This is a genomic window from Caballeronia novacaledonica, from assembly GCF_900258035.1.
Lineage (GTDB): Bacteria > Pseudomonadota > Gammaproteobacteria > Burkholderiales > Burkholderiaceae > Caballeronia > Caballeronia novacaledonica.
The window spans coordinates 90,942-115,640 of the sequence record NZ_OGTP01000012.1; the positions used below are offsets into that span (position 1 = coordinate 90,942).

Sequence of the window (24,699 nt, forward strand, 5' to 3'; positions counted from 1 at the left end):
ACGCGCGTTCCATGAGCGAAATCGCCGGCGCGATCCGGGTCGGCGAGCCCGGTTCGTTCGCCGCGCTCGGCAACGCGTTTCTCACGCGTCTTCCCGCCGCGCCGGCGCCCGATCCGTATCTCGTCGGCCTTTCGCGCGAGATGGCCGAATCGCTCGGCTTCGATCCGCATATCGCGACCGGTGCTGAAAAGAATGCATTCGCCGCGTACTTCGCCGGCAATCCGACGCGCGACTGGCCCGGCGAATCGCTGCCCTATGCCGCCGTGTATTCGGGTCATCAGTTCGGCGTATGGGCCGGTCAACTGGGCGATGGCCGCGCGCTCACGCTGGGCGAAGTCGAACGCGCGGGCGAGCGTCTCGAAGTGCAACTGAAGGGCGCGGGACGCACGCCCTACTCGCGCATGGGCGACGGCCGCGCGGTGCTGCGTTCGTCGATCCGCGAGTTTCTGTGCTCGGAAGCGATGCATCATCTCGGCATTCCGACGACGCGTGCGCTCGCCGTCATCGGCTCGGATCTGCCCGTGCGCCGCGAGACCATAGAGACGGCGGCGATCGTCACGCGCGTATCGCCGAGCTTCGTTCGCTTCGGGCACTTCGAGCATTTCTATTCGAACGACCGCATCGACGATCTGAAGAAACTCGCCGATCACGTCATCGAGCGCTTCTATCCGCACTGCCGCGACGCCGACGATCCTTATCTCGCGCTGCTGGACGTCGCCGTGCATTCCACCGCCGATCTGATGGCGCACTGGCAAGGCGTCGGCTTCTGTCACGGCGTGATGAACACCGACAACATGTCGATTCTCGGACTGACGATCGACTACGGCCCGTTCGGCTTCATGGACGGGTTCAACGCGCATCACATCTGCAATCACTCGGATACGCAGGGCCGCTATTCGTACGGCCGCCAGCCGCAGGTCGCGTACTGGAATCTCTTCTGCCTCGCGCAGGCGCTCGTGCCGCTCTTCGGCGAAAACCTGCCGGAGGAAGGACGCGCCGAGCGCGTGGTCGAAGAAGCGCAGAAGGTGATGGAGCGTTACAAGGAGCGTTTCGGGCCCGCGCTCGTCGCGAAGATGCGCGCGAAGCTCGGCCTCGAAGTCGAGCGCGACGACGACGACAAGCTCGCCAACGGTCTCTTCGAAATCATGCATGCGAATCGCGCGGACTTCACGCTGACGTTCCGGAATCTGTCGAAGCTCTCGAAATCGGACGCGAGCCGGGACGCGCCCGTGCGCGATCTGTTCCTCGACCGCGCCGCCTTCGATGCATGGGCCGCGCAGTATCGCGAGCGCCTCGCGCACGAGCCGCGCGACGACGCAGCACGCGCCGCGGCGATGAATCGCGTGAATCCGAAATACGTGCTGCGCAATCATCTGGCCGAACAGGCGATCCGCCAGGCGGCCGAGAAGGATTTTTCGGAAGTGGAGCGCCTGCTGGACGTGCTGCGCAATCCGTACGACGAACAGCCGCATGACGAGGCCTATGCCGGCCTGCCGCCCAGTTGGGCGAGCGATCTCGAAGTCAGTTGTTCTTCGTAGGATCGCCCGCATATACGAGGCCTTCCCGGCCCGATCAAAGGAAAGACATGAGCCACGACGACACCCCGACGAACTATCCGCTGCAAAAGGACGACGCCACCTATCGCCGCGAACTCGACGACATGCAATATCAGGTCACGCGCCACGCCGTGACCGAGCGGCCGTTCACCGGCAAATACTGGGATCACGACGAGCGCGGCGTCTACGACTGCGTGTGCTGCGGCACGCCGCTTTTCGAATCCGCGACGAAGTTCGACGCCGGCTGCGGTTGGCCCAGCTACTTCAAGCCGATCAACGGCGAAGTGATCCAGGAGAAAACCGACCGCACGCACGGCATGTTGCGCATCGAAGTGCTGTGCAAGAACTGCGGCGCGCACCTCGGCCACGTCTTCGAGGACGGCCCCGCGCCGACCGGCCTGCGGTATTGCATCAACTCGGCTGCGCTACAATTCGAACCCAAGTAAGCGCGAGCCCGTGCATTTCGTCGTACCGGCGCCCGCCGCTTCTCGCGGGCGCTTTTTTCTCGCGCGCCTCGCATCCCTCCGATGCCCATCACGTCCGGACGCCAATGAAATTTCTGTTCGATCTGTTTCCGATCATTCTCTTCTTCGTCGCATTCAAGGTTTGGGGCATCTATACCGCGACGGCCGTCGCGATCGCGGCGACGCTCGTGCAGATCGCCTGGGTCGCGTTCCGTCATCGCAAGGTCGATCCGATGCTCTGGGTGAGCCTCGGCGTCGTCGTCGTGTTCGGCGGCGCGACGCTCGTGCTGCACAACGACACCTTCATCAAATGGAAGCCGACCGCGCTCTACTGGCTGTTCGCGTTCGCGCTGATCGTCGCGCAGATCGGTTTCAGAAAGAATCTGATCGAAGCGATGATGGGCAAGCAGATCGTGCTGCCGCATCGCGTATGGGGACAACTGAACGTGGCGTGGGCGGTGTTCTTCGCGCTGCTCGGCATCGTGAATCTCTTCGTCGCGTACAACTTCACCACGGATCAGTGGGTGAACTTCAAGCTCTTCGGCGCGACGGGCTGTCTCGTCGTGTTCATCGTCGCGCAGAGTTTCTGGCTCGCGAAGTACATGAAGGAGGACGGGCAATGAGCGCATCGTTCGATTTTACGAGCGCGTCGGCGGCACAGAAGATCGCGCATCTCGAAGCGTGTCTGAACGAAGCGCTGCAGCCGCAGTCGGTGCATATCGACGACGACAGCGCCGCGCACGCGGGCCATGCGGGCGCTGCGTCCGGAAGCCACTACACGGTGACGATCGTCGCCACTTGCTTCGCCGGCAAGGCGCGCGTGGCGCGGCATCGACTGGTGTATGATGCGCTGGCCGAGGAAATGCGGCGCGGCGTGCACGCGCTCGCGATCCGCGCTTACACGCCGCAGGAGTTCGCAGAACAATTCGAATAGACACGCGCGCTTCACATCACCCAAGCCTTGCCTTTTGATATCCGCCTTTGAAGGCGTCTGTTTGCTCAGTTAGGAACCTCCGATGACTTTGAAAAAAACCCGCGTCTGGGTGTTGCTGGCTGCATTCGCGGCTGCGCCCGCCTTCGCGCAAAACGTCGCCGTCGTCAACGGCACGCCGATTCCCACGTCGCGTGCCGATGCGCTCGTGAAACAGCTCGTCGCTCAAGGTCAGCAGAATTCGCCGCAGCTTCAGCAGGCCGTGCGCGAGGAACTCATCAACCGCGAAATCCTGATGCAGGAAGCCGCGCGTGAAGGCATCGCGACGCGTCCCGACATCAAGGCGCAGATCGCCGTGGCGCAGCAGACCGTCGTGCTGCGCGCGCTCATCGAAGACTTCGTGAAGAAGAACGCGCCGACCGACGCCGAGATCAAGGCGCGCTACGACCAGCTCGTGAAGCAGAACGGCGGCGGCAAGGAACTGCATCTGCATCACATCCTCGTCGAGGACGAAGCGCAGGCGAAGGATCTGATCGCGAAGATCAAGGGCGGCGCGAGCTTCGAAGATCTCGCCAAGCAATATTCGAAAGACCCCGGATCGGGCAAGAATGGCGGCGATCTGGACTGGTCGTCGCCTTCGGCTTATGTGCCGGAATTCGGCGCGGCCGCGGAGAAGCTGAAGAAGGGCGAAGTGACGCCCGAGCCGGTGAAGACGCAGTTCGGCTGGCACGTCATCCGCATGGACGATTCGCGTGAAATCGCCCCGCCGCCGCTCGATCAGGTCAAGACGCAGATCGCGCAGCAGATTCAGCAGGAAAAACTGCAGGCATTCGAAGAAGGTCTGCGAAGCAAGGCCGTGATCAAGTAAGCGCGCTTGCTTGTTTCGCTCGAATGACAAAGCCGCCCTCGGGCGGCTTTGTCGTTTCAGCAAGCGCCTGAAAAGCAAAACACCCCGAAGCTCTCGCTTCGGGGTGTCTCGTTTTGCGCCGACGCGCGATCAGCCGAGGAAGCGTCGCGCGTTCTGGAACACGCGCAGCCACGGGCTGCCGTCGGTGGTCCAGTCTTCGGGCGTCCAGCTCATCTGCACGTTGCGATGCACGCGCTCCATGTGCGGCATCAGCACGGTGAAGCGGCCGTCGGGCGTCGTCACGGACGTGATGCCCTGCGGCGAGCCGTTCGGATTGAACGGATACTGCTCCGTCGCATTGCCGCGATGATCGACGTAGCGCATCGCGACGAGCGCCTTCGCCGGGTCGCCCTGCTGCGAGAAGTCGGCGAAACCTTCGCCATGCGCGACCGCCACCGGAATGCGCGAGCCTTCCATGCCGGCGAAGAAAATCGACGGCGAACTCTGCACCTCGACGAGCGAGAAGCGCGCCTCGAACTGCTCCGACTTGTTGCGCGTGAACTTCGGCCAGTTCTCCGCGCCGGGGATGATCGACGCGAGACTCGACATCATCTGGCAGCCGTTGCAGATGCCGAGTGCGAAGGTGTCGGTGCGGCCGAAGAATGCGGCGAACATGTCGGCGAGCCGCTGATTGAAGCGGATCGTCTTCGCCCAGCCTTCGCCCGCGCCCAGCACGTCGCCGTATGAGAAGCCGCCGCACGCCACCGCGCCCGCGAAATCGGTGAGCGTCGCGCGGCCTTCGAGCAGGTCGCTCATGTGCACGTCGTGCGCGTCGAAGCCGGCGCGGTCGAACGCGTAGGCGGTTTCGAGATGCGAATTCACGCCCTGCTCGCGCAGGATCGCGACACGCGGACGTTTTCCCGTCGCGATGAACGGCGCGGCGACGTCTTCGGCCGGATCGAAACTCAGCACCGGCGACATGCCCGGATCGGCGGCATCGAGCAGCGCGTCGTATTCGGCGTCCGCGCAGGCCGGATTGTCGCGCAGACGCGCGATGCGCCAGCTCACCTCGCTCCACGCGCGATGCAACTCGACACGCGGCGCATCGAAGATCTTCTTCGCGTCGCGATAAATCTCGATCGCGCCGTTTTCGTTCGGCTTGCCGATCACATGCGAGCACGCCGACAAGCCGTGTTCGCGCAGCGCGCCGAGCACCGCGTCGCGGTCCGATGCGCGCACCTGCACCACCGCGCCGAGTTCTTCCGAGAAGAGCGCCCGGATCGTGCGGTCGTCGCGGCGGCCGCTCGTCTGCTTGGCCCAGTCCTTCGCGTCGCCGTAATCGGATTCGTGCTCGGCGTCGAGCGTCAGCATGTCGACGTTCAGCGACACGCCCGCGTGACCCGCGAACGCCATTTCGCAGACCGTGGCCCACAGGCCGCCGTCGGAGCGGTCATGGTAGGCGAGCAGCTTGCCGCCGGCGTTAAGCGCCTGGATCGCGGCGAAGAAGCGCTTGAGGTCTTCGGGATCGTCGACGTCGGGCACCGCGTCGCCGACCTGCTGCGTCACCTGCGCGAGGATGCTGCCGCCCATGCGATTACGGCCGCGGCCCAGATCGATCGCGATCAGCACCGTGTTCGTGTCGGCGACGAGTTGCGGCGTCAGATGGCGGCGCACGTCTTCCACGGGCGCGAACGCCGAGATGATGAGCGACACCGGCGACACCACTTCGCGCGCGCCGCCGCGTGCGTCCTGCCACTTGGTGCGCATCGACAGCGAATCCTTGCCGACCGGAATGCTGATGCCGAGCGCCGGGCACAATTCCATGCCGATCGCCTTCACCGTGTCGTAGAGCGCGGCGTCTTCGCCGGCGCTGCCGCACGCGGCCATCCAGTTCGCCGACAGCTTGAGCTTGTTCAGCGATTCGATCGGCGCCGACGCGATGTTCGTCACCGCTTCGCCGACCGCCATGCGTCCCGACGCGGGCGCGTCGATGACGGCGAGCGGCGTGCGCTCGGCCATGGTCATCGCTTCGCCGCGAAAGCCCGCGTAGTCCATCGTCGTGACCGCGCAATCGGCGACGGGCACCTGCCACGGCCCGACGAACTGATCGCGCGCGGTCGTGCCGCCGACCGAGCGATCGCCGATGGTGATGAGAAACGACTTGCTCGCGACCGTCGGATGCTTCAGCACATCGACGGCGACTTGCGACAGTGCGAGACCGGTCACGTCGACGGGCGTGAACTGCGCGCTTTCGCGCGTCACGTCGCGATGCATCTTGGGCGGCTTGCCGAGCAGCACGTCCATCGGCATGTCGACGGGTTCCTGGCCTTCGTTGGCTTCATCGATCAGCTTGAGTTGACGCTCTTCCGTCGCCACGCCAACGACTGCCACCGGGCAGCGTTCGCGCTCGCAGATGGCCTGGAACGCGGGCAGATCGGCGGGCGAAATGGCGAGGACGTACCGTTCCTGCGCCTCGTTCGACCAGATTTCGCGCGGCGAAAGTCCGCTTTCTTCGAGCTGCACCTTGCGCAGTTCGAAACGCGCGCCCTTGCCCGCGCCATCGACGAGTTCCGGGAACGCATTCGAAATGCCGCCCGCGCCGACGTCGTGAATCGACAGGATCGGATTGCCGTCGCCCATTTGCCAGCAGGTGTTGATGACTTCCTGCGCGCGGCGCTGGATTTCCGGATTGCCGCGCTGGACCGAGTCGAAGTCGAGCTCGGCGGTGTTCGCGCCGGTCGCCATCGACGACGCCGCGCCGCCGCCCATGCCGATGCGCATGCCCGGCCCGCCGATCTGAATGAGCAGCGTGCCGCCCGGCAGATCGTTCTTGTGCGTGTGCTGATCCGAAATATTGCCGATGCCGCCCGCGATCATGATCGGCTTGTGATAGCCGCGCACGCGGCCCGCGACGTTCTGCTCGTAGGTGCGGAAATAGCCGCCGAGGTTCGGGCGGCCGAATTCGTTGTTGAAGGCGGCGGCGCCGATCGGACCGTCGATCATGATCTGCAACGGCGACGCGATGCGGTTGGGCCGGCCGTACGGTGCGTTCTGGTCGGCCGGATTGCGCGACGCGAGCGGCACGGCGGCGTCGCGGTCGTTTTCCCATTTTTCGCGCGCGTCGGGCAAATCGAGGTTCGACACGGTGAAGCCCGCGAGCCCGGCCTTCGGACGCGCGCCGCGGCCCGTTGCGCCTTCGTCGCGGATTTCGCCGCCGGAGCCCGTCGCCGCGCCCGCGAACGGGGAAATCGCGGTCGGGTGATTGTGCGTTTCGACCTTCATCAGCGTGTGCGTCGTTTCCACATGACGCTGATAGCGCTCGTCGCGGCCGCGCGGGAACCAGCGCTCCGCGACGCCGCCTTGCATGATCGCCGAGTTGTCCGAATACGCGACGATCGTGCCTTCGTGATTCAGCTTTTCCGTGTTGCGGATCATCTGGAACAGCGACATGTCCTGCTTTTCGCCGTCGATGGTCCATTCGCCGTTGAAAATCTTGTGGCGGCAGTGTTCGCTGTTGGCCTGCGCGAACATCATCAGCTCGACGTCGGTCGGATTGCGCTTCAGGGCTTCGAACGCGTTCACCAGATAGTCGATTTCGTCGTCCGCGAGCGCGAGACCGAGTTCCGCGTTCGCGGCTTCGAGCGCCTGGCGCCCCGCGCCGATGATATCGACCGTCTGCAGCGGCTTGGCGGGCAGTTCATCGAAGAGATGCAGCGCCTGATCGCGCGAGGCCGCGACGCTTTCCGTCATGCGGTCGTGCAACGCATCCGCGACGGCCGCGCGCGCTTCGTCCGACAGCGCCTTCTTGCCGCCGAGAAAGCCGCTTTTCATGATGACCGAGTACTCGACGCCGCGCTCGATGCGCCGCACTTTCTCGAGCCCGCAGTGATGCGCGATGTCGGTCGCCTTGCTCGCCCACGGCGACACCGTGCCGAAGCGCGGCACGACCATGAAAGTCTCGACGTGGCCGCGCTCCTTCGGCGCGTCGAACGGCGCGCCGTAGTGCATCAGCGCGTCGATGCGGCTGCTGTCATCGTCGGTGAGCGGCTCGGATGCGTTGACGAAATGCAGGAACTGGCCGCGCACGCCGACGATATTCGCGTCGATGCGGGCGAGCGTTTCGAGAAGGCGGTTTTGACGGAAATCGGAGAGGGCCGAAGCGCCGGGGAAACACGAGAAGTGGGCCATTGTGACGGTGCGTCGATGACGTCTGTGTGCCGCTCGCGCGACGCTCGCATTTTTGCGAATCGAAAAATTCGCAAATTCGGACTCGAGCGCGCGAAACGGCGTGAGGCGAAAGGAAGACCGCGATTATAACCCGGAAGCGTCTCGAAATCGGCCGGACGATCCGTGCGCGCGGCGCGTGGCGGCGGCCCGGTGACGCGCAACGGCCCGGCCGCTTATCCCGAAATTATGCGCACTCGCCCGGCCACGTCAAAAGGTGTGAGACGCGCACCGCAAGACCGTGCGGCTCGCCGTCCCTTGCAAGCGATTTTGGCGCTATCATGGCGCGCTTTCTTCGGGTCCGGCGTGGCGAGTCGCGCCGCCGGGTCCGTCGTTTCACCGACAAGGCGCGCGGCTTCGGGCGCTCCCGCCCGCGCGTCACGCCGCGCAGCACTGCAATCTCGCGCCTTCGGGTACACATAAAGTCATGGATGTCATCGTCATCGGCGGAGGAATCGCCGGCATCGCCACCGCTTATCAATTGCATGCGGCCGGCCATCGCGTCTGCGTGATCGAGCGTCACGCGACCGTCGCGCAAGGCGCCACCTACGGGCAGGGCGGCGCGCTCCTGCCCTCGCCGCTCGATGTCTGGTTCGGGCCGACCTTCATGGCGTCGAGCCGCTCGAAGCAAAGCGGCATGGTGGTCAAGACCGGCTTCGACTCGGCCGCGCGCGATTTCCTCAAGCAACTCGCGGCGCTGCGCGATCCCGAAGCGTTCGCGGCGCAGTACGCGCATCTTCAGCCGCTCGTGGCGTTGTCGCGGCGCGTGCTGGCGGACATCGAAAGCAGCCTGGAACTCGACTTCGAACAGCGGCGCGGCATGCTGCACGTATTCCGGCAGCCGCGCGAACTCGAAGAAGCGCAGCCGGCCATCGCCCTGCTCAAAGGCTGCGGCGTGCCGTACCGGTTGCTGACGCCCGAGGAATGCGTCGCCGTCGAGCCTTCCGTGCCGGACCATCCCGAATTCGCGGGCGGCGTGCTGCTGCCCGAGGAACGCACCGCGAACTGCCCGCTCTTCACCAAGCAGTTGAAGCAGGTGCTGGAAGACAACGGCGTGCAGTTCCGCATGCACCGGACCGTCGCTTCGGTGCGGCTGGACGGCGCGCGCGCCGCCGTCGAGCTTGCCGATCCGGGCGAGGGCAAGAAGCGCAGCGCCGAGGTCGAGCTGATTACGGCGGATGCGATCGTCGTCGCGGCGGGCACCGGCACGCCGGGGCTCGTCGGCGGCTTCAAGTCGGCGTCCTCGCTCTTTCCGCTGCGCGTGCATACGCTGACCGCGCCCGTCGCCTACGAGGAGCGCGTGCCGCATCTCACGGTCGTCGATACGGTCAAGCGCATCACCATGACACGCGTGAACCAGCGGCTGCGTGTGGGCGGCGCGGGCGTGTTCCAGAGCGCGTCCAAGGCCGACAAGCCGCTCGACGCCGCGCTGTCGCAGCGCGCCCTCGATCTGCTCGGCCAGGGCACGCACGACTGGATTCCGGGCGCGGCGCGCGTCTCCGTCGCGCGTCCATGGGACGGTCTGCGGCTGATCACCGCCGACGGACTGCCGGTCGTCGGGGCGGCGCGTCATCCGCGGCTTTTCGTAAACGCGGCGCACGGCCCGGCGGGCTGGGGCCTCGCGTGCGGGTCTGCTAAAGTGATCGCGGACCTCGTCTCCGGCGTCACACCCGACGTTCCCGCCAGCACGCTGGCTGCGCTCAGCATCGAGCGCTTCTGACGGCTTCACGGGCACGATTGCTGCGGGCGCGCCGGGTTGCCGAACGATTCGATTCCCGACGCGCCCTTTCGTCCGCCGCCATGACCGCTGCCCGCTCGCCCTACTTCAGCCCCAAAGACGATCCGCTCGCACTCCTGACGCTCAGCGAACTGCGCACGCTCGAAACGCGCGCAGCCGCCGCGCTGCCGCCGCACACGCTGATGGCACGCGCGGGCACGGCGGCCGCGCAATGTCTCATCGACATGTTCGAGCACGATCCCGATCCCAATTTCCGCGCACGGCCGGTGTGGCTCGCGGCCGGCCCCGGCAACAACGGCGGCGACGCGCTCGTGATGGCCGAGCGGCTGCATCGCGCGGACATCGCCGTGCGGGTGTGCATGCCGGTCGAGGTCAAACCCGACGACGCGCGCTGGGCGCTCGAATCGGCGCGCGCGGCGGGCGTGCCGATCGACGATCGTCCGCCCGCATCGTTCGACGGCTTCGGCTGGCTCGTCGACGGCATGTTCGGCATCGGTCTCACGCGTGCGCTCGAAGGCGTGTTCGCGGATATCGCCGCGCGCATGACGCGCCGTTCCGGTGCATCGGGCCGCGTGCTCGCGCTCGACGTCCCGAGCGGTCTGAACAGCGACACCGGCGCGCCGGTGAACGGCGGCGAAGCCGTGCGCGCGACGGACACCATCACGTTCATCGGCGCGAAGCCGGGGCATTTCACGTCTCAGGGCCGCGATCTGACGGGACGGCTTTTCATTTCGACGCTGGAGATCGATTCGAGCGTCGCGCCGTCGATCACGCTCAACGCGCCCGCGCTCTTCGGCGCGTGCATGCCGCCGCGCGACAACGCGACCAACAAGGGCACATTCGGCTCGCTCGCGGTGGTCGGCGGCGACACCGGCATGTGCGGCGCGCCGATCCTCGCCGCGCGCATGGCGCTCTACGGCGGCGCGGGAAAGGTGCACGTCGCGTTTCTGGGCGACGGCTTTCCGCCCTACGATCCGCCGCATCCGGAACTGATGCTGCATCGCGCCGACGGCTTCGCGCTCGACAAGATGGACGCGCTGGCGATCGGCTGCGGCATGGGCACGAGCGACCACGCGAAAAACATGCTGACGGACGCGCTGAAACTCGACGTCCCGAAACTGCTCGACGCCGACGCGCTCAATCTCGTCGCGAAAGACGACGCGCTCGCTTCCGCCGTTGCCGCGCGCGGCGCGCAGGGCGATCCGTGCATCCTGACGCCGCATCCGCTCGAAGCGGCGCGTCTCCTGCAAACCGACGCGAAATCCGTGCAGGCCGACCGCATCGCCGCCGCGCGCCAGCTCGCCGCGCGCTATGGGGCGATCGCGGTGCTCAAGGGCTCGGGCACGGTGATCGCATCGCCCGATGGCCGCGTCTCGGTGAATCCGACCGGCAACGCCGGCCTCGCGACAGGCGGCACCGGCGACGTGCTCGGCGGATTGATCGGAGCATTGCTCGCGCAGAAACTGCCGGCTTACGAAGCCGCGCTCGCGGGCGTCTATCTGCACGGTCTCGCCGCGCAGACCCTCACCGACGACGGCATCGGCCCGGCCGGATTGACCGCGGGCGAACTCGCGCCCGCCGTGCGCGGTCTCATCAACCGCCGCTTTTACGCGGAGCATGCGCGAAGCTGACACATTTCCGGCGCTCGCTTGCAAAGCCCTTGTGACGCTTTGCAAGCATCCGTTCATGCATCGTCGCTATACTCTTTTTTGATTCGGGCAACCGCGGCCGCTTAGTCGCGTTCACCAGACGCGACACGCACAGGCAAGCCGAGCCGCAATCGCACGAACGTATTCCTCTGTCACTCTCAGACTAACGGACCGCTCATGACCCAAAACTCGATGCTCAATTCGCTTCCTGCCTGGTCGGCGCTCCAGTCGCATTACGATGCCATCTCCGGCGAGCGCCTGCGCGACTGGTTCGGGCCTCAGAACGACACCGCGCCGACGCGCGCCGAGCGCTTGACCTTCGAAGGCGGCGGCCTCGCAATCGACTTTTCCAAGAACCGCGTGAAGGACGAAACGCTCAAGCTGCTCGTCGAGGCCGCGCAACAGGCCAAGGTCACCGAACGCCGCGACGCGATGTTCCGTGGCGATATCGTCAATATCACCGAACATCGCGCGGTGCTGCATACCGCGCTGCGCGCCCAGTCGCCCGACGCGCCCTTTTACGAGCAGGTGCAGAAGGAAAAGGCCAGGATGGCCGCCTTCTCCGAGCGCGTGCGCGACGGCTCGTGGACCGGCTATTCCGGCAAGCGCATCCGTCACGTGGTGAACATCGGCATCGGCGGCTCGGATCTCGGGCCGAAGATGGTCGTGCATGCGCTGCATCATCTCGCGTCGAAGGATCTCGACACACACTTCGTCTCGAACGTCGACGGCGCCGATCTCTGGAACGTCCTGCAGCAAGTCGACGCCGAAGAGACGCTTGCCATCGTCGTCTCCAAGACCTTCACGACGCTCGAAACGATGACCAACGCGCATTCGATGCGCGACTGGTTCCTCAAGTCCGGCTGTCCCGAAGATCAGTTGTCGAAGCATTTCGTCGGCGTCTCGGCGAACCCGGCTGAAGTGGTGAAGTTCGGCATCGCGAAAGAAAACGTGTTCGAAATGTGGGACTGGGTCGGCGGCCGCTATTCGCTGTGGTCGGCGGTGGGGCTTTCGATCATGCTGTCGGTCGGCCCGAAGAATTTCGACGCGCTGCTGCAAGGCGCCGCCGCGATGGACGAGCACTTTCGCACCGCGCCGCTCGACAAGAATCTGCCCGTGCTGATGGGCATGATCGGCATCTGGTATCGCAATTTCTTCGGCTCGCAGAGCGATCTGATCGCGCCGTATTCGCAGGCGCTGCACTATCTGCCTTCGTATCTCCAGCAACTGGAAATGGAGAGCAACGGCAAGTCCGCGCGCCTCGACGGCAAGATGGTCGATTATCCGACGGCAGCCGTGATCTGGGGCGAGCCGGGCACGAACGGCCAGCACGCGTTCTTCCAGATGCTGCATCAAGGCCCGACGATCATCCCGATCGACTTCATCGCCGTGATGACGCCGGAGCATCCGCTCGTCGATCATCACGCGAAGCTGCTCGCCAATTGCTTTGCGCAAAGCGAAGCGCTGATGCTCGGCCGCACGCTGGAAGAAGCGAAGAAGGTTGCCGGTCCCGGCAAGGAAGAACTCGCGACGCATCTGAGCTTCCCCGGCAATCGTCCGACGACCACGATCATGCTCGATGCGCTCACGCCGCAATCGCTCGGCGCGCTCATCGCGCTGTACGAACACAAGGTGCTCGTGCAGGGCACGGTGTGGGACATCAACTCGTTCGATCAGTGGGGCGTGGAACTCGGCAAGATTCTCGGCAAGGTCGTCGAGGCCGATATCACCGCCGCGAGCGTCGATCCGGCGAAGCACGATTCGTCGACGTCGGCGTTGATCGCGCGTGCGCGCAAGGCGCTGAAGCGCTGAAGCGCCGGGCGTTGCCTTCGAAGGCCCGCGACGCTTTTCGCCTCGCGGGCTTTTTAAACGCCGAGACCGTTGACGAGGCGCCCCGCTTCGATCGTCACCGTGGCGTCGCATCGCTCGGCGAGTTCCTGATCGTGCGTGACGAGCACGAGCGTCGCGCCGTTGCGCCGGTTCATCTCGAACATCAGATCGATGATGGCGTAGCCGGTGGCGGCGTCGAGGCTGCCGGTGGGTTCGTCGGCGAAAAGCACGGCGGGATGCGTGACGAACGCGCGCGCGAGCGCGACGCGCTGCTGCTCGCCGCCGGAAAGCAGCTTCGGATAGTGTCCGGTGCGTTGCGAAAGCCCGACCTGATCGAGCAGCGCACGGGCGCGCGCGGCAATCTCGCTGTGCGGCGTCTCCGCGCGCAACTCGAGCGGCAGCATCACGTTTTCGAGCGCGGTCAGATGCGGCATCAACTGGAACGACTGGAACACGAAGCCGACGGCGCCGCTTCGAAGCGCAGCGCGTTCGTCTTCGTTCAGCGTGGAAAGCTCCTTGCCGAGCAGACGAACCGAGCCGCCGCTCGCGCTGTCCAATCCGGCGAGCAGGCCGAGCAATGTCGACTTGCCCGAGCCCGATGCACCGACGATCGCGACGCTGCTCCCCTTCGCGATCGACAGATCGATCTGATCGAGAATCGTGAGTTCGCCCGTTGCGTCGTTCACTCGCTTGCTTAATCCCCGTACTTCGATGACCGGCTCGATATTGTTTTGCATGGACACCTTGAAAAGAAACTTGCGCAGCTTCGTTCCCGCCATCGCGCTGATGGCGGCCTATTGCACGACTGCGCACGCCGCAAACGCGCAAGCCGCGCCGCAACCGAAGCCCGCCATCGTCGTGCTGGGCGATAGTCTCTCGGCCGAATACGGTCTGCCGCGCGACACCGGCTGGGTCAATCTGCTGCGCGACAAGCTGGCGAAGGAGCGTTTCGATTATAGCGTCGCCAATTCGAGCATCAGCGGCGACACCACGAGCGGCGGACGCGCGCGCCTGACCGCAGTGCTTTCGCGCATCAAGCCCGCTGTCGTCATCGTCGAACTCGGCGCGAACGACGCGCTGCGTGGCGTGCCGCTCGCGACGACGGAGACGAATCTGCGCGGCATCGTCGAGGCATCGCAGGCCGCGCATGCGAAGGTTTTACTCATCGGCATGTACGTTCCGCCCAATTACGGCCCCGACTACACGCAAAAGTTCCACGCGGTCTACGAGCGCATCGCGAAAGACAAGAACGTGCCGCTTGTGCCCTTTCTGCTGGCCGGCATGGCTGACAAGCCCGCCATGTTCCAGGCCGACCAGATTCATCCGACGGTGCAGGCCCAGCCTTTGCTACTGGATAACGTCTGGCCAACCTTGAAACCCTTGCTGGGCGCCAGTGCGTCGCACTAACCGAGACGCCGCGCGTGCCAGCTTCAGCAACCCGACGCGGAGCACGGCCAAGATTCAGATCTCTGAGACTTTCGCGTAACTCTTATAACCCCGCTCGTTTGGCGAGCGACTCTACAAGGAGGTCACGTGAAATTAATCCCTCTTCTCGCCCTGACCGTTGCGATCTCGGCCTGTGCCGCGCAGCCGCCCGCCGGCGTGCAGCAAGTCGGCACGAGCCAGAAGGCGCCGAAAGTCGTCGCGCAATGCGTCGCCCAGAAGTGGGCTGACTCGTCGCAGCAGCAAGTCGTGTCGCAAGACACGCTCGCGAACGATCAGGCCGTCGACGTCTACGTTCCCGGCCAGCAACCGCCGACCGGCGCGGCGGCGATCGTCCGCCCGGCGTGGACGGGTTCGGGCACGTGGGTCGGTTTCCGCGCCTCGGGCGCCGCCGGCAGCCAGGCGACCGGCGCCATTCAAGGTTGCCTGTAATCGAACTTCGCCTGATGGCGGCGTAGTCAAGCAAAAGCCCCGCATCCTTCCGGAAGCGGGGCTTTTTTACGATGTCAACGTCGATCAGTTCGACGACTGCGGCGCCGCCTGGCTCAGCTTGACCTTCGAGCGCGCCTTCAACGAATTGATGTACGCCTCCATGTCGGCTTGCGCATACACCTGCGCGACCTGCTGTTGCGCGCCCGCGAGACGATCGGCGGCAACCGGCGCGCCCTTCTCGATGCCGTTCACGCGATAGATCGCGTAGCCATCCGCGCCGAGATCCACGCCGACATAAGCCGGCAGCTTCGCTGCGTCCACCTTGAAGATCGCGCTCAGCGCCGCGGGCGGCAAGCCTTGCGCGTCGTTACGCGACACCGTGACGGGCGACGTGAAGCCATCCGCCGACTTCGACTTCTGCAGGTCCGCGAGCTTCGCGTCGCCTTCCTTCTTCGCCATCGCGGCGGCCATGTCGGCGACGACCTTCTTGCGCACGTCGTCCTTCACGGCGTCGAACGCCGGAATCGAAGACGCCTTGTAGTCGGTCACGCGCGCGGCGATCAGCGTGTTGCTGCCCACGTCGATAGCCTGCGTGTTGTTGCGATCCTTCGCCGCATCCGGCGCGAAGACGGCCGCGAGGAACTTCGGATTGTTGAGCGGATTGTCCTGTGGCAACTGCGGATTCGGCTTCGGACCGACCGTCGCGGTCTGGATCGTCAGCTTGTATTTGTCCGCGGCGGGCTGCAGCGACTTCGCCTTCTCGTAGACCAGATCGGTGAAGCCTTGCGCGTCTTCCGCGAAGCCCTTCGTGCCTTGCTGGGCCGCATAGTCCTTCGCGAGCGCGTCCTTCACTTCATCGAACGGCTTCGTGACCGATGGCTTCACGTCCGTCGCCTGGATGATGTGATAACCGAAGTCCGACTCGACGATATTGCTCACTTCGCCCTTCTTCAGGCTGAACGCGGCGTCGTCGAACGCCTTGCCGCCCGCGATCTGGCCATGACCGAAGTAGCCGAGATCGCCGCCCTTGCCCGCCGAGCCGGGATCATCCGAGTTCTTCTGCGCGATCTGTGCGAACTGGTCCGGATGCGCCTTGACTTGCGCGAGCAATTCTTCGGCTTTCTGCTTCGCCTTCGCCTTGTCGGCCGCGCTCGCGTCCTTCGGCGCGTTCACGAGAATGTGGCTCGCGCGCACTTCCGCTTCCGTGCGATAGCGCTGGATATTGTCGTCGTAGTACTTCTTGAGATCGGCGTCGCTCGGTTTCGATGCCGCCGCGACCGTCGCCGGCGACAGGAGCAGATACTGGATCGCGGCCGTCTCGGGCGTCGCGAAGTCGTTGCGATGCGCGTCGTAGTAAGCGGTGAGCTGCGCGTCGGTCGGCTGGATCTTCGAGGTGTAATCGGCCGTGCGCAGCGACAGGCCCTGCACGGTGCGCTTCTGCTCCGCGAGTTCCGTCAGGCTCTGTGCGAGCGACTTCGACGTGAACGACGTCGTCTGGATGCTGCCCGGAATCTGCTCGGTCGCGATCGTGTAGCGCATGCGTTCGTCGTACTGCGCGGGCGTCATGCCCTGCATCGCGAGCAGTTGCTTGTAGCGGTCGAGGTCGATGCTGCCGTCGGGCTTCTTCAGCGACGAGATCACCGGATCGGACAGCAGCGCGCGGCGTACGGCGTCGTCCGATGCGGTCAGATGCAGACGCTGCGTTTCGTCGGCCATCGCGCGTTGCTGCACGAGGCTGTCGACCATCGCGGCGCGTGCCTCGGGCGTGTCGAACATCTTGGCGTCGAACTGCGCGCCGAGCATCGAGCGGGCGCGGTCCACTTGCTGACGGAAGGCGCTGTCGAACTCGGCGCGCGTGATCTTGTGACCATTCACGCTGGCGACGTAGGAGCTTTCGTCGAAATAGTTGCTGAAGCCCTGAATCCCGACCATGCCCAGACCGGGCACGATGATCAGGATCAGCAGAGCCATCATCAGGCGCTGGTGATTACGGAAAAAGTCGAGCATGCGTGGCGCTGCGTGGTTATAACAAAACGCTCGATATTACAACAGTGGACGGGGAAAAGGCGAAAGGCGCGAGGGATTTGCGATGCCGGAGGCGAAATAATCGCACCATTTTTTGTAATGAAGGGTGCCGCGCTTCGAAAATGCGCTGCGTGCAGTGATTTCGGATGGTCGTAGACACACGCCGGTTCGTACAATCGTTAGCATTCTTAACGACAACGAAAGCGCGTAAAAACAAAAAATCCCGCAAGCGACGCCGCATGCGGGATTTTCATGTTTGATTCTGGCGGAGCGGACGGGACTCGAACCCGCGACCCCCGGCGTGACAGGCCGGTATTCTAACCAACTGAACTACCGCTCCTGGGTAGCGCGCAATGAACTGAGACCTGGTGGGTGCTGAGAGGCTCGAACTCCCGACCTACGCCTTGTAAGGGCGCCGCTCTACCAACTGAGCTAAGCACCCGGTCCGCAAATTCACTCGGTTTGCGCTGCGCCGAATTCAGTGCCTTGCGAGAGGCGCTGCATCCAGCGAGTCCGCTAGTTTAGCGCATCCTTCAGCGCTTTGCCAGGGCGAAATTTCGGGACCATCGCGGCCTTGATCTTGATCGCGTCGCCGGTGCGCGGATTGCGGCCCGTGCGCGCGGTGCGCTTGCCCACGGCGAACGTTCCGAAGCCGACGAGCGTCACCGTGCCGCCCTGCTTCAGCGTCGCGCTCACGCCGCCGATCACCGCTTCGAGCGCACGGCCGGCGGCGGCCTTGGAAATATTGGCTTGCTGCGCGATATGGTCGATCAGTTCCGTCTTGTTCATTGTGATCCCCGAATCAGTATTGGCACGTTGTAATCGATCTGGTCCAGCATCGATGCGAATGGCATCTCGATATGAGTGGATGCGGCGCCCATTTAACTTAGCCGAAAGCGCGGTGTCAACGAGGGTTGAGCCTTATTTGGCGCGGGTTTGAGGCGTTTTAGAAGATCTCTTCGGAAAACCCGCGCGCAAATAAAAAAACCCGCGGGCAAATACCCGCGGGTTTAGCTTCGATCACGAAACACGGCGATTAAACCGTGTCGCGAAACGTGCTCAGTGCTTCACGACTTCGCCCGATGCGGGCGCGTCCTTCTGCTGTTCCGCTGCCACCGGCGTCGCCTTCGCTTCTTCCTCGGGCAACGACTCCGGCGTACGTTCGAGCGCCAGTTCCAGCACGCGATCGATCCAGCGAACCGGCACGATCTCGATGGCGTTCTTCACGTTGTCCGGGATGTCGGCGAGATCCTTGGTGTTTTCCTCGGGGATCAGCACGAGCTTGATGCCGCCGCGATGCGCCGCCAGCAGCTTCTCCTTCAACCCGCCGATCGGCAGCACTTCGCCGCGCAGCGTGATTTCGCCCGTCATCGCGACATCCGCGCGAACCGGAATGCCCGTCAGCACCGACACCAGCGCCGTGGTCATCGCGATACCGGCGGACGGTCCGTCCTTCGGCGTCGCGCCTTCGGGCACGTGGATGTGGATGTCCTTCTTCTCGAACGACTCATCCGTGATGCCGAGACGCCGCGAGCGCGAACGCACCACCGAGCGCGCCGCTTCGACGGATTCCTTCATCACGTCGCCGAGCGAACCCGTGCGGATCACGCCGCCCTTGCCGGGCATCACCGCTGCTTCGATCGTCAGCAGATCGCCGCCGACTTCCGTCCACGCGAGACCCGTGACCTGACCGATCTGATTGTCCTTCGCGGCCAGACCGAAGTCGTACTTGCGCACGCCGAGGAAGGTGTCGAGGTTGGAACCGTCGACCTTCACGGCGCCTTCGGCCTTCTTCAGCAGCAGCATCTTCACGACCTTGCGGCAGATCTTCGACACTTCACGCTCGAGCGAACGCACGCCCGCTTCACGCGTGTAGTAGCGAATGATGTCGCGAATGGCTTGTTCCGTGACCTCGATCTCGCCTTCCTTCAGGCCGTTGTTGCGCTTTTGCTTCGGCAACAGGTAACGCTGCGCGATGCTGACCTTCTCGTCTTCCGTGTAACCCGACAGGCGGATGACTTCCATCCGGTCGAGCAGCGGCGGCGGAATGTTCAGCGAGTTCGACGTCGCGACGAACATCACGTCCGACAGGTCGAAGTCCACTTCGATGTAGTGGTCCGCGAACGTGTGGTTCTGTTCCGGATCGAGCACTTCGAGCAGCGCGGAGGCCGGATCGCCGCGGAAATCCATGCCCATCTTGTCGACTTCGTCGAGCAGGAAAAGCGGATTGCGCACGCCGACTTTCGCGAGGCTTTGCAGGATCTTGCCGGGCATCGAGCCGATGTACGTGCGGCGGTGACCGCGAATCTCGGATTCGTCGTGCACGCCGCCGAGCGCCATGCGCACGAACTTGCGGTTCGTCGCGCGGGCGATGGACTGCCCGAGCGAAGTCTTGCCGACGCCCGGAGGCCCGACGAGGCACAGGATCGGCGCCTTCACCTTCTCGACGCGTTGCTGAACCGCGAGATATTCGAGAATGCGTTCCTTCACTTTCTCGAGGCCGAAGTGGTCTTCATCGAGCACGCGTTCGGCGTTCGAGAGGTCGTTGTTGACCTTGCTCTTCTTGCGCCACGGCAAGCCGATCAGCGTATCGATGTAATTGCGCACGACGGTCGCCTCGGCGGACATCGGCGACATGAGCTTCAGCTTCTTGAGCTCGGCATCGGCCTTCTTCTTGGCTTCCTTCGGCATGCGCGCGGCGGTGATGCGCTTCTCGAGTTCTTCGAGATCCGCGCCCTCTTCGCCTTCGCCCAGTTCCTTCTGGATCGCCTTGACCTGCTCGTTCAGGTAGTACTCGCGCTGGCTCTTTTCCATCTGGCGCTTCACGCGGCCGCGAATCCGCTTCTCGACCTGAAGGATGTCGATTTCGGCTTCGAGCTGGGCGAGCAAATGCTCCAGACGCTCGATCACAGGGAACATCTCGAGGATGTGCTGCTTTTGATCGAGCTTGAGCGGCAGATGCGCGGCGATGGTGTCGGCAAGACGACCCGCTTCGTCGATACCCGACAGCGACGTCAGGATCTCCGGCGGAATCTTCTTGTTGAGCTTCACGTATTGATCGAACTGGGAAACGATCGCACGGCGCAGCGCTTCGGTTTCAGCGCTGTCGGCGTGATCGGGCTCGAGCGGCATCACGTCGCACGAGAATTGCGTTTCCTGCTCTTCGATCGAGAGCGTCTTGGCACGTTGCAGGCCTTCGACGAGCACTTTCACGGTGCCGTCGGGCAGCTTCAGCATTTGCAGGATGTTGGCGACACATCCCACTTCGTACATGTCTTTTTCGGTCGGCTCGTCCTTCGCCGCCGTTTTCTGGGCGACGAGCATGATGTGCTTGCCGCCTTCCATCGCGGCTTCGAGTGCCTTGATCGACTTGGGCCGCCCGACGAAGAGCGGAATCACCATATGCGGGAAAACGACTACATCGCGCAGCGGGAGCAGCGGCAGCGTAATGCGTTCCTGCGGGAGGAGTTGGGTTCCTGACATTTCATTTCCCCATGAGTGGAATCAGTTCAGTCGTAAGTAAGGCCGTTCAGAGCTATTGCAAGCCTTTATCGGAAGGGAAAAGTCGGTAGTCAAAGATCGCGTCAGTAACGTCCACAAGATAAACCGAAAAAAATAAAAGGCCGTTCACGTTGCCATGAACGGCCTTTCGCCGACACACAGCCTGCCTCAGTTCGATCCTGCTACTTTGGGCGCGTCTTCGTAGATGAGTAGCGGCTTGCCGTCTCCGTCGATCGTGTTGTCGTCGACGATCACCTTCGAAACGCCCTTCATGGTGGGCAGCTCGTACATCACGTCGAGCAACGCCTGTTCCAGAATCGAACGCAGGCCGCGCGCGCCGGTCTTGCGGCGAATCGCCTTCTGCGCGATGGCCTGCAACGCCGCCGGGCGGATTTCCAGCTCCACGCGTTCCATCGCGAAGAGCTTGTGATACTGCTTCACGAGCGCGTTCTTCGGCTCGATCAGAATCTTCACGAGCGCGGCTTCGTCGAGCTTGCCGAGCGTCGCCACGACGGGCAGACGGCCGATCAGTTCGGGAATCAGGCCGAACTTGATCAGATCTTCCGGCTCGACTTCGCGCAGCACTTCGCCCGCATCACGATCCTGCTTGCTCTTCACGCTCGCGCCGAAACCGATACCGGTCTTCTCGGTGCGATCCGTGATGACCTTTTCCAGCCCGTCGAACGCACCGCCGCAGATGAACAGGATATTGGTCGTATCGACCTGAATGAAATCCTGATTCGGGTGCTTGCGTCCGCCTTGCGGCGGCACCGACGCCATCGTGCCTTCGACCAGCTTGAGCAACGCCTGCTGCACGCCCTCGCCCGACACGTCGCGCGTAATCGACGGGTTGTCCGACTTGCGGCTGATCTTGTCGATTTCGTCGATGTAGACGATCCCGCGCTGCGCCTTGTCGACTTCGTAATTGCAGTTCTGGAGCAGCTTCTGAATGATGTTCTCGACGTCCTCGCCGACATAGCCGGCTTCGGTCAGCGTCGTGGCATCCGCGATCACGAACGGCACGTTCAGCATGCGCGCGAGCGTCTGCGCGAGCAGCGTCTTGCCCGAGCCGGTCGGTCCGATCAGAAGAATGTTGCTCTTCGACAACTCGATGTCGTCTTTCTTGTCGAGGTGCTTGAGCCGCTTGTAATGGTTGTACACGGCCACCGCGAGAATTTTCTTCGCGCGTTCCTGGCCGATGACGTACTGATTGAGGATATCGCTGATTTCCTGCGGGCTCGGCAGGTCCGACTTGGTCAGCCCGGCCTCTTCCGCCGCGCCGGCCGCCTCGTCGCGAATGATCTCGTTGCACAGATCGATACATTCATCGCAGATGAACACCGACGGCCCAGCGATGAGCTTCTTCACCTCATGCTGGCTTTTTCCGCAGAACGAGCAATACAGCAGCTTTTCGCTGCTGGAACCTTTTTTGTCCGCCATAAATGTGTAAGCCTCCGGACACTCTTGTTACATGATACGCCCTTCGATTCGACGACGCAGATTCGCACCCGCGAGGTCGAAACAAAGCGCGTTTTGGCGTTGCGCCGCATGCGCGACTTCGCGCTCCTGGCCGGCTTTTCGTCTCCGAGCGCCGGCGCGGCGCCGCTCCGGACGCCTTCAGGGACGCTTGTGAAGCACCTGGTCGACGAGGCCGTAAGCCTGCGCGTCGTCGCCGGACATGAAGTTGTCGCGATCCGTGTCGCGCGCGATGCGCTCGACCGGCTGACCCGTGTGATGCGACAGCAACTGATTCAAACGTTCCTTCAGGTACAGGATTTCCCGCGCCTGGATCTCGATGTCCGATGCCTGACCGCGTGCGCCGCCGAGCGGCTGGTGGATCATCACGCGCGCGTTCGGCAGCGCGACGCGCTTGCCTTTCGCGCCCGCCGCCAGCAGGAACGCGCCCATGCTCGCGGCGAGACCCATGCACAGCGTGGAGACGTCGGGCTTCACGAACTGCATGGTGTCGTAGATCGCCATGCCGGCCGAGACCGAGCCGCCAGGACTGTTGATGTACAGGCTGATGTCCTTGTCCGGATTCTCGCTTTCGAGGAACAGCAACTGCGCGACGACGAGATTCGCCGACTGGTCGTTCACCTCGCCGACGAGAAACACCACGCGCTCCTTCAGGAGACGCGAATAAATGTCATAGGCTCGCTCGCCGCGGCCGCTCGTTTCCACGACCATCGGAACGAGGCCGAGCGCCTGGGCTTCGAAGTCCCGCGATGCGTGGGACGCCAACGTGTCGAGCAATTCAGCGCGAAAGGTCATGCAATTTCCTTGTTCGGAATAGGGATACTGAACGACAAAGGAACATCCACTAGAACGGCATGCAAACGCCCAAACTTTAATGCAAAAAAGGCGTGCGAGCCGTCAGTCCGACGGCTCGCACGCCCCTTGCCTATCGCGTCAGGCTTGCGCCGTTGCGCTGGCCAGTTCCTCGAAGCTGACTTCCTTGTCGGTCACCTTGGCCTTGCCCAGGACGAAATCGACGACGTTGCTTTCCACGACGTACGCTTCCATCTCGGCGAGGCGCTGCTGGTTCGAATAATACCAGCGGACGACTTCCTTCGGGTCTTCGTAGCTCTTGGCGAATTCGTCCACTTCAGCACGGATCTGCTCGGGCTTCGCCTGCAACTCGTTCGCCTTCACCAGCTCGGCCAGCACGAGGCCCAGCTTCACGCGGCGCTCGGCTTGCTCGGCGAACATTTCGGCCGGGATCGGGGCGTCGGCGGCGTTCGGCACACCGCGTTGCTGCAGATCCTGACGCGCCATCTCGACGAGACGCTGCTGATCCTGTTCGATCAGCGCCTTCGGCACGTCCAGTTCGGAAATCTTCAGGAGCGCGTCCATGACCTGGTTCTTCACGATCTGCTGCGTGCGGCGCTTTGCTTCGCGCTCCAGGTTGTCCTTGATCTCGGTGCGCATCTTCGTAAGATCGCCGTCTTCGATGCCGAGCGACTTCGCGAAATCCGCGTTGATTTCCGGCAGATGCGGCCACTCGATCTTCTTGATCGTGACCGTGAATTGCGCCGTCTTGCCCGCCACGTCCTTGCCGTGGTAGTCGTCGGGGAACTTGAGATCGAACTCGCGGGTTTCGCCGACCTTCAGGCCCGTTGCGGCTTGCTCGAATTCCGGCAGCATGCGGCCTTCGCCCAGCACGAACGCGAAGTCTTCGGCGCTGCCGCCTTCGAATGCGACACCGTCGATCTTGCCGACGAAGTCGAGCGTCACGCGGTCGCCGTCTGCCGCCGCCGTGTTCGCTCCGCCGTCGCCGTGTTCGCCGGCTTCGCCGCGAGCGTGGAAGTGCACGCGCTGCTTGCGCAGGATGTCCAGTGTGCGATCGACTTCGGCTTCGGAAATGGTCGTGACCGTGCGTTCGATTTCAGCGTTCGCCACATCGCCCAGTTGCACTTCCGGATAGATTTCGAAGGTCGCGTCGAACGCATAGGCGTCGGCGGCGACTTCCGACTTCGGCGCGAAGCTCGGCTGGCCCGCGACGCGCAGGTTTTCGGCGCGCGTGACGTCGAAGAATTCCTTGCCGACCTTGTCGCTCAGCACTTCGGCTTCGACCTGGCCGCCATACTGCTGCGTCACCATCTTGAGCGGCACCTTGCCCGGGCGGAAACCCGGCATGCGCACGCTCTTGGCCATCTGGCGGATGCGCGAATCCACTTCCTTCTGTACCGAGTCTTTCGGCAGGGAAATCGTCACGCGGCGTTCGAGCTTGCCGAGGTTCTCAACTACGTTAGCCATGGCTGAAATCGTCCTAAAGTAAATCGTAAATTCGGTGTTCGGTTCTTCCGCGGTTCTTGAGGCGCGGGTCCGGGTGCGGGCTTTCTGTGAGCCGGCCGAAATCGACGCCTGGCGCCGGAAGACGCGCATAAAACGCATCTCGCGGTGTGCCGGAACGTCGCCCGACACAGTGTCAGTCAACAGAGCCGTCTATTTTAGCAAACAATTTCCGGCGGTTTCTCCGACGAATCGATCAACACGCCGTTTCAATCGAATTTGTCCGAAAAAGTGCGTGTTTTGCGAGCAGATTTCGGCGTAAATCCG

18 protein-coding genes and 2 tRNA genes are annotated in these 24,699 nt (G+C 63.7%); 10 read left to right on the top strand and 10 right to left on the bottom strand.

Translation table 11 applies throughout. From position 1 onward, the window contains the following. Nucleotides 1-11 precede the first annotated feature (11 nt). The 5 genes from NOV72_RS18125 to NOV72_RS18145 all read left to right on the top strand — a co-directional run bounded on the left by NOV72_RS18125 (nt 12) and on the right by NOV72_RS18145 (nt 3,819). Nucleotides 12-1,538: a protein adenylyltransferase SelO gene (locus tag NOV72_RS18125; protein ID WP_181291094.1), complete on the top strand. Its 1,527-nt coding sequence runs from the start codon at nt 12-14 to the stop codon at nt 1,536-1,538. A gap of 47 nt (nt 1,539-1,585) precedes the next feature. After that, a complete protein-coding gene (gene msrB / locus NOV72_RS18130) occupies nt 1,586-2,002 on the top strand; it encodes a peptide-methionine (R)-S-oxide reductase MsrB (protein WP_106855976.1) in 417 nt (138 codons plus the stop codon). 104 nt (nt 2,003-2,106) lie between these two features. Then, nucleotides 2,107-2,643, top strand: coding sequence for a septation protein A (locus NOV72_RS18135; RefSeq protein WP_106855977.1), 537 nt, complete (start codon nt 2,107-2,109; stop codon nt 2,641-2,643). Continuing rightward, the gene (locus NOV72_RS18140) at nt 2,640-2,954 is read left to right on the top strand and encodes a BolA family protein (protein ID WP_106855978.1); all 315 of its coding nucleotides are present in this window, start codon (nt 2,640-2,642) and stop codon (nt 2,952-2,954) included. The genes NOV72_RS18135 and NOV72_RS18140 overlap by 4 nt, the downstream gene beginning before the upstream one ends. An 82-nt stretch (nt 2,955-3,036) precedes the next feature. Next, nucleotides 3,037-3,819, top strand: coding sequence for a peptidylprolyl isomerase (locus tag NOV72_RS18145; RefSeq protein ID WP_106855979.1), 783 nt, complete (start codon nt 3,037-3,039; stop codon nt 3,817-3,819). A gap of 129 nt (nt 3,820-3,948) precedes the next feature. Here NOV72_RS18145 and purL read toward each other — a convergent pair whose 3' ends face one another. Next, nucleotides 3,949-7,986: a phosphoribosylformylglycinamidine synthase gene (gene purL / locus NOV72_RS18150; RefSeq protein WP_106855980.1), complete on the bottom strand. Its 4,038-nt coding sequence runs from the start codon at nt 7,984-7,986 to the stop codon at nt 3,949-3,951. Between the two features lie 463 nt (nt 7,987-8,449). On the opposite strand from purL, the gene NOV72_RS18155 reads away from it, so the two are divergent. The 3 genes from NOV72_RS18155 (at nt 8,450) to pgi (ending at nt 13,221) form a co-directional block, all read left to right on the top strand. Beyond that, a complete protein-coding gene (locus NOV72_RS18155) occupies nt 8,450-9,742 on the top strand; it encodes an FAD-dependent oxidoreductase (RefSeq protein ID WP_106855981.1) in 1,293 nt (430 codons plus the stop codon). Between the two features lie 80 nt (nt 9,743-9,822). Beyond that, nucleotides 9,823-11,391 (top strand): NAD(P)H-hydrate dehydratase, encoded by a 1,569-nt coding sequence (locus tag NOV72_RS18160; protein ID WP_106855982.1) that lies wholly within the window; start codon nt 9,823-9,825, stop codon nt 11,389-11,391. 195 nt (nt 11,392-11,586) lie between these two features. Further along, the gene (gene pgi, locus NOV72_RS18165) at nt 11,587-13,221 is read left to right on the top strand and encodes a glucose-6-phosphate isomerase (protein WP_106855983.1); all 1,635 of its coding nucleotides are present in this window, start codon (nt 11,587-11,589) and stop codon (nt 13,219-13,221) included. 53 nt (nt 13,222-13,274) lie between these two features. Here pgi and NOV72_RS18170 read toward each other — a convergent pair whose 3' ends face one another. Beyond that, nucleotides 13,275-13,976, bottom strand: coding sequence for an ABC transporter ATP-binding protein (locus NOV72_RS18170; RefSeq protein ID WP_106855984.1), 702 nt, complete (start codon nt 13,974-13,976; stop codon nt 13,275-13,277). Between NOV72_RS18170 and NOV72_RS18175 the strand changes: the two genes are divergently transcribed. After that, nucleotides 13,975-14,646, top strand: coding sequence for an arylesterase (locus NOV72_RS18175; RefSeq protein ID WP_216858884.1), 672 nt, complete (start codon nt 13,975-13,977; stop codon nt 14,644-14,646). The genes NOV72_RS18170 and NOV72_RS18175 overlap by 2 nt on opposite strands. A gap of 126 nt (nt 14,647-14,772) precedes the next feature. Beyond that, entirely contained in the window at nt 14,773-15,114 is a 342-nt protein-coding gene (locus NOV72_RS18180) for a hypothetical protein (RefSeq protein WP_106855986.1), read from the top strand. A gap of 84 nt (nt 15,115-15,198) precedes the next feature. Here NOV72_RS18180 and NOV72_RS18185 read toward each other — a convergent pair whose 3' ends face one another. From NOV72_RS18185 to tig, 8 genes are all read right to left on the bottom strand, one after another. After that, entirely contained in the window at nt 15,199-17,121 is a 1,923-nt protein-coding gene (locus NOV72_RS18185; RefSeq protein ID WP_106855987.1) for a SurA N-terminal domain-containing protein, read from the bottom strand. Between the two features lie 281 nt (nt 17,122-17,402). After that, nucleotides 17,403-17,479: transfer RNA gene (locus NOV72_RS18190), tRNA-Asp, on the bottom strand. A gap of 26 nt (nt 17,480-17,505) precedes the next feature. Next, nucleotides 17,506-17,581 (bottom strand) — tRNA-Val (locus NOV72_RS18195). Nucleotides 17,582-17,655: 74 nt separating this feature from the next. Then, nucleotides 17,656-17,982 carry an HU family DNA-binding protein gene (locus NOV72_RS18200; RefSeq protein ID WP_281261817.1) on the bottom strand — a complete coding sequence of 109 codons (327 nt, stop codon included), beginning with the start codon at nt 17,980-17,982 and terminating at the stop codon, nt 17,656-17,658. A 216-nt stretch (nt 17,983-18,198) separates the two neighbouring features. Further along, nucleotides 18,199-20,622: an endopeptidase La gene (gene lon, locus NOV72_RS18205; protein WP_106855989.1), complete on the bottom strand. Its 2,424-nt coding sequence runs from the start codon at nt 20,620-20,622 to the stop codon at nt 18,199-18,201. A gap of 186 nt (nt 20,623-20,808) precedes the next feature. Continuing rightward, entirely contained in the window at nt 20,809-22,080 is a 1,272-nt protein-coding gene (clpX, locus tag NOV72_RS18210; protein ID WP_106855990.1) for an ATP-dependent Clp protease ATP-binding subunit ClpX, read from the bottom strand. 177 nt (nt 22,081-22,257) lie between these two features. Then, nucleotides 22,258-22,911: an ATP-dependent Clp endopeptidase proteolytic subunit ClpP gene (clpP, locus tag NOV72_RS18215; protein WP_035498698.1), complete on the bottom strand. Its 654-nt coding sequence runs from the start codon at nt 22,909-22,911 to the stop codon at nt 22,258-22,260. Between the two features lie 138 nt (nt 22,912-23,049). Next, nucleotides 23,050-24,396, bottom strand: a complete 1,347-nt coding sequence (tig, locus tag NOV72_RS18220) for a trigger factor (protein ID WP_106855991.1) — start codon at nt 24,394-24,396, stop codon at nt 23,050-23,052. Between the last annotated feature and the right edge of the window lie 303 nt (nt 24,397-24,699).

Coding starts and splice junctions, on each gene's coding strand:
- NOV72_RS18125 (WP_181291094.1), top strand. CDS start 12: ATGAGCGAAATCGCCGGCGCGATCCGGGTCGGCGAGCCCGGTTCGTTC.
- msrB (WP_106855976.1), top strand. CDS start 1,586: ATGAGCCACGACGACACCCCGACGAACTATCCGCTGCAAAAGGACGAC.
- NOV72_RS18135 (WP_106855977.1), top strand. CDS start 2,107: ATGAAATTTCTGTTCGATCTGTTTCCGATCATTCTCTTCTTCGTCGCA.
- NOV72_RS18140 (WP_106855978.1), top strand. CDS start 2,640: ATGAGCGCATCGTTCGATTTTACGAGCGCGTCGGCGGCACAGAAGATC.
- NOV72_RS18145 (WP_106855979.1), top strand. CDS start 3,037: ATGACTTTGAAAAAAACCCGCGTCTGGGTGTTGCTGGCTGCATTCGCG.
- purL (WP_106855980.1), bottom strand. CDS start 7,986: ATGGCCCACTTCTCGTGTTTCCCCGGCGCTTCGGCCCTCTCCGATTTC.
- NOV72_RS18155 (WP_106855981.1), top strand. CDS start 8,450: ATGGATGTCATCGTCATCGGCGGAGGAATCGCCGGCATCGCCACCGCT.
- NOV72_RS18160 (WP_106855982.1), top strand. CDS start 9,823: ATGACCGCTGCCCGCTCGCCCTACTTCAGCCCCAAAGACGATCCGCTC.
- pgi (WP_106855983.1), top strand. CDS start 11,587: ATGACCCAAAACTCGATGCTCAATTCGCTTCCTGCCTGGTCGGCGCTC.
- NOV72_RS18175 (WP_216858884.1), top strand. CDS start 13,975: ATGGACACCTTGAAAAGAAACTTGCGCAGCTTCGTTCCCGCCATCGCG.
- NOV72_RS18170 (WP_106855984.1), bottom strand. CDS start 13,976: ATGCAAAACAATATCGAGCCGGTCATCGAAGTACGGGGATTAAGCAAG.
- NOV72_RS18185 (WP_106855987.1), bottom strand. CDS start 17,121: ATGCTCGACTTTTTCCGTAATCACCAGCGCCTGATGATGGCTCTGCTG.
- lon (WP_106855989.1), bottom strand. CDS start 20,622: ATGTCAGGAACCCAACTCCTCCCGCAGGAACGCATTACGCTGCCGCTG.
- clpX (WP_106855990.1), bottom strand. CDS start 22,080: ATGGCGGACAAAAAAGGTTCCAGCAGCGAAAAGCTGCTGTATTGCTCG.
- clpP (WP_035498698.1), bottom strand. CDS start 22,911: ATGACCTTTCGCGCTGAATTGCTCGACACGTTGGCGTCCCACGCATCG.
- tig (WP_106855991.1), bottom strand. CDS start 24,396: ATGGCTAACGTAGTTGAGAACCTCGGCAAGCTCGAACGCCGCGTGACG.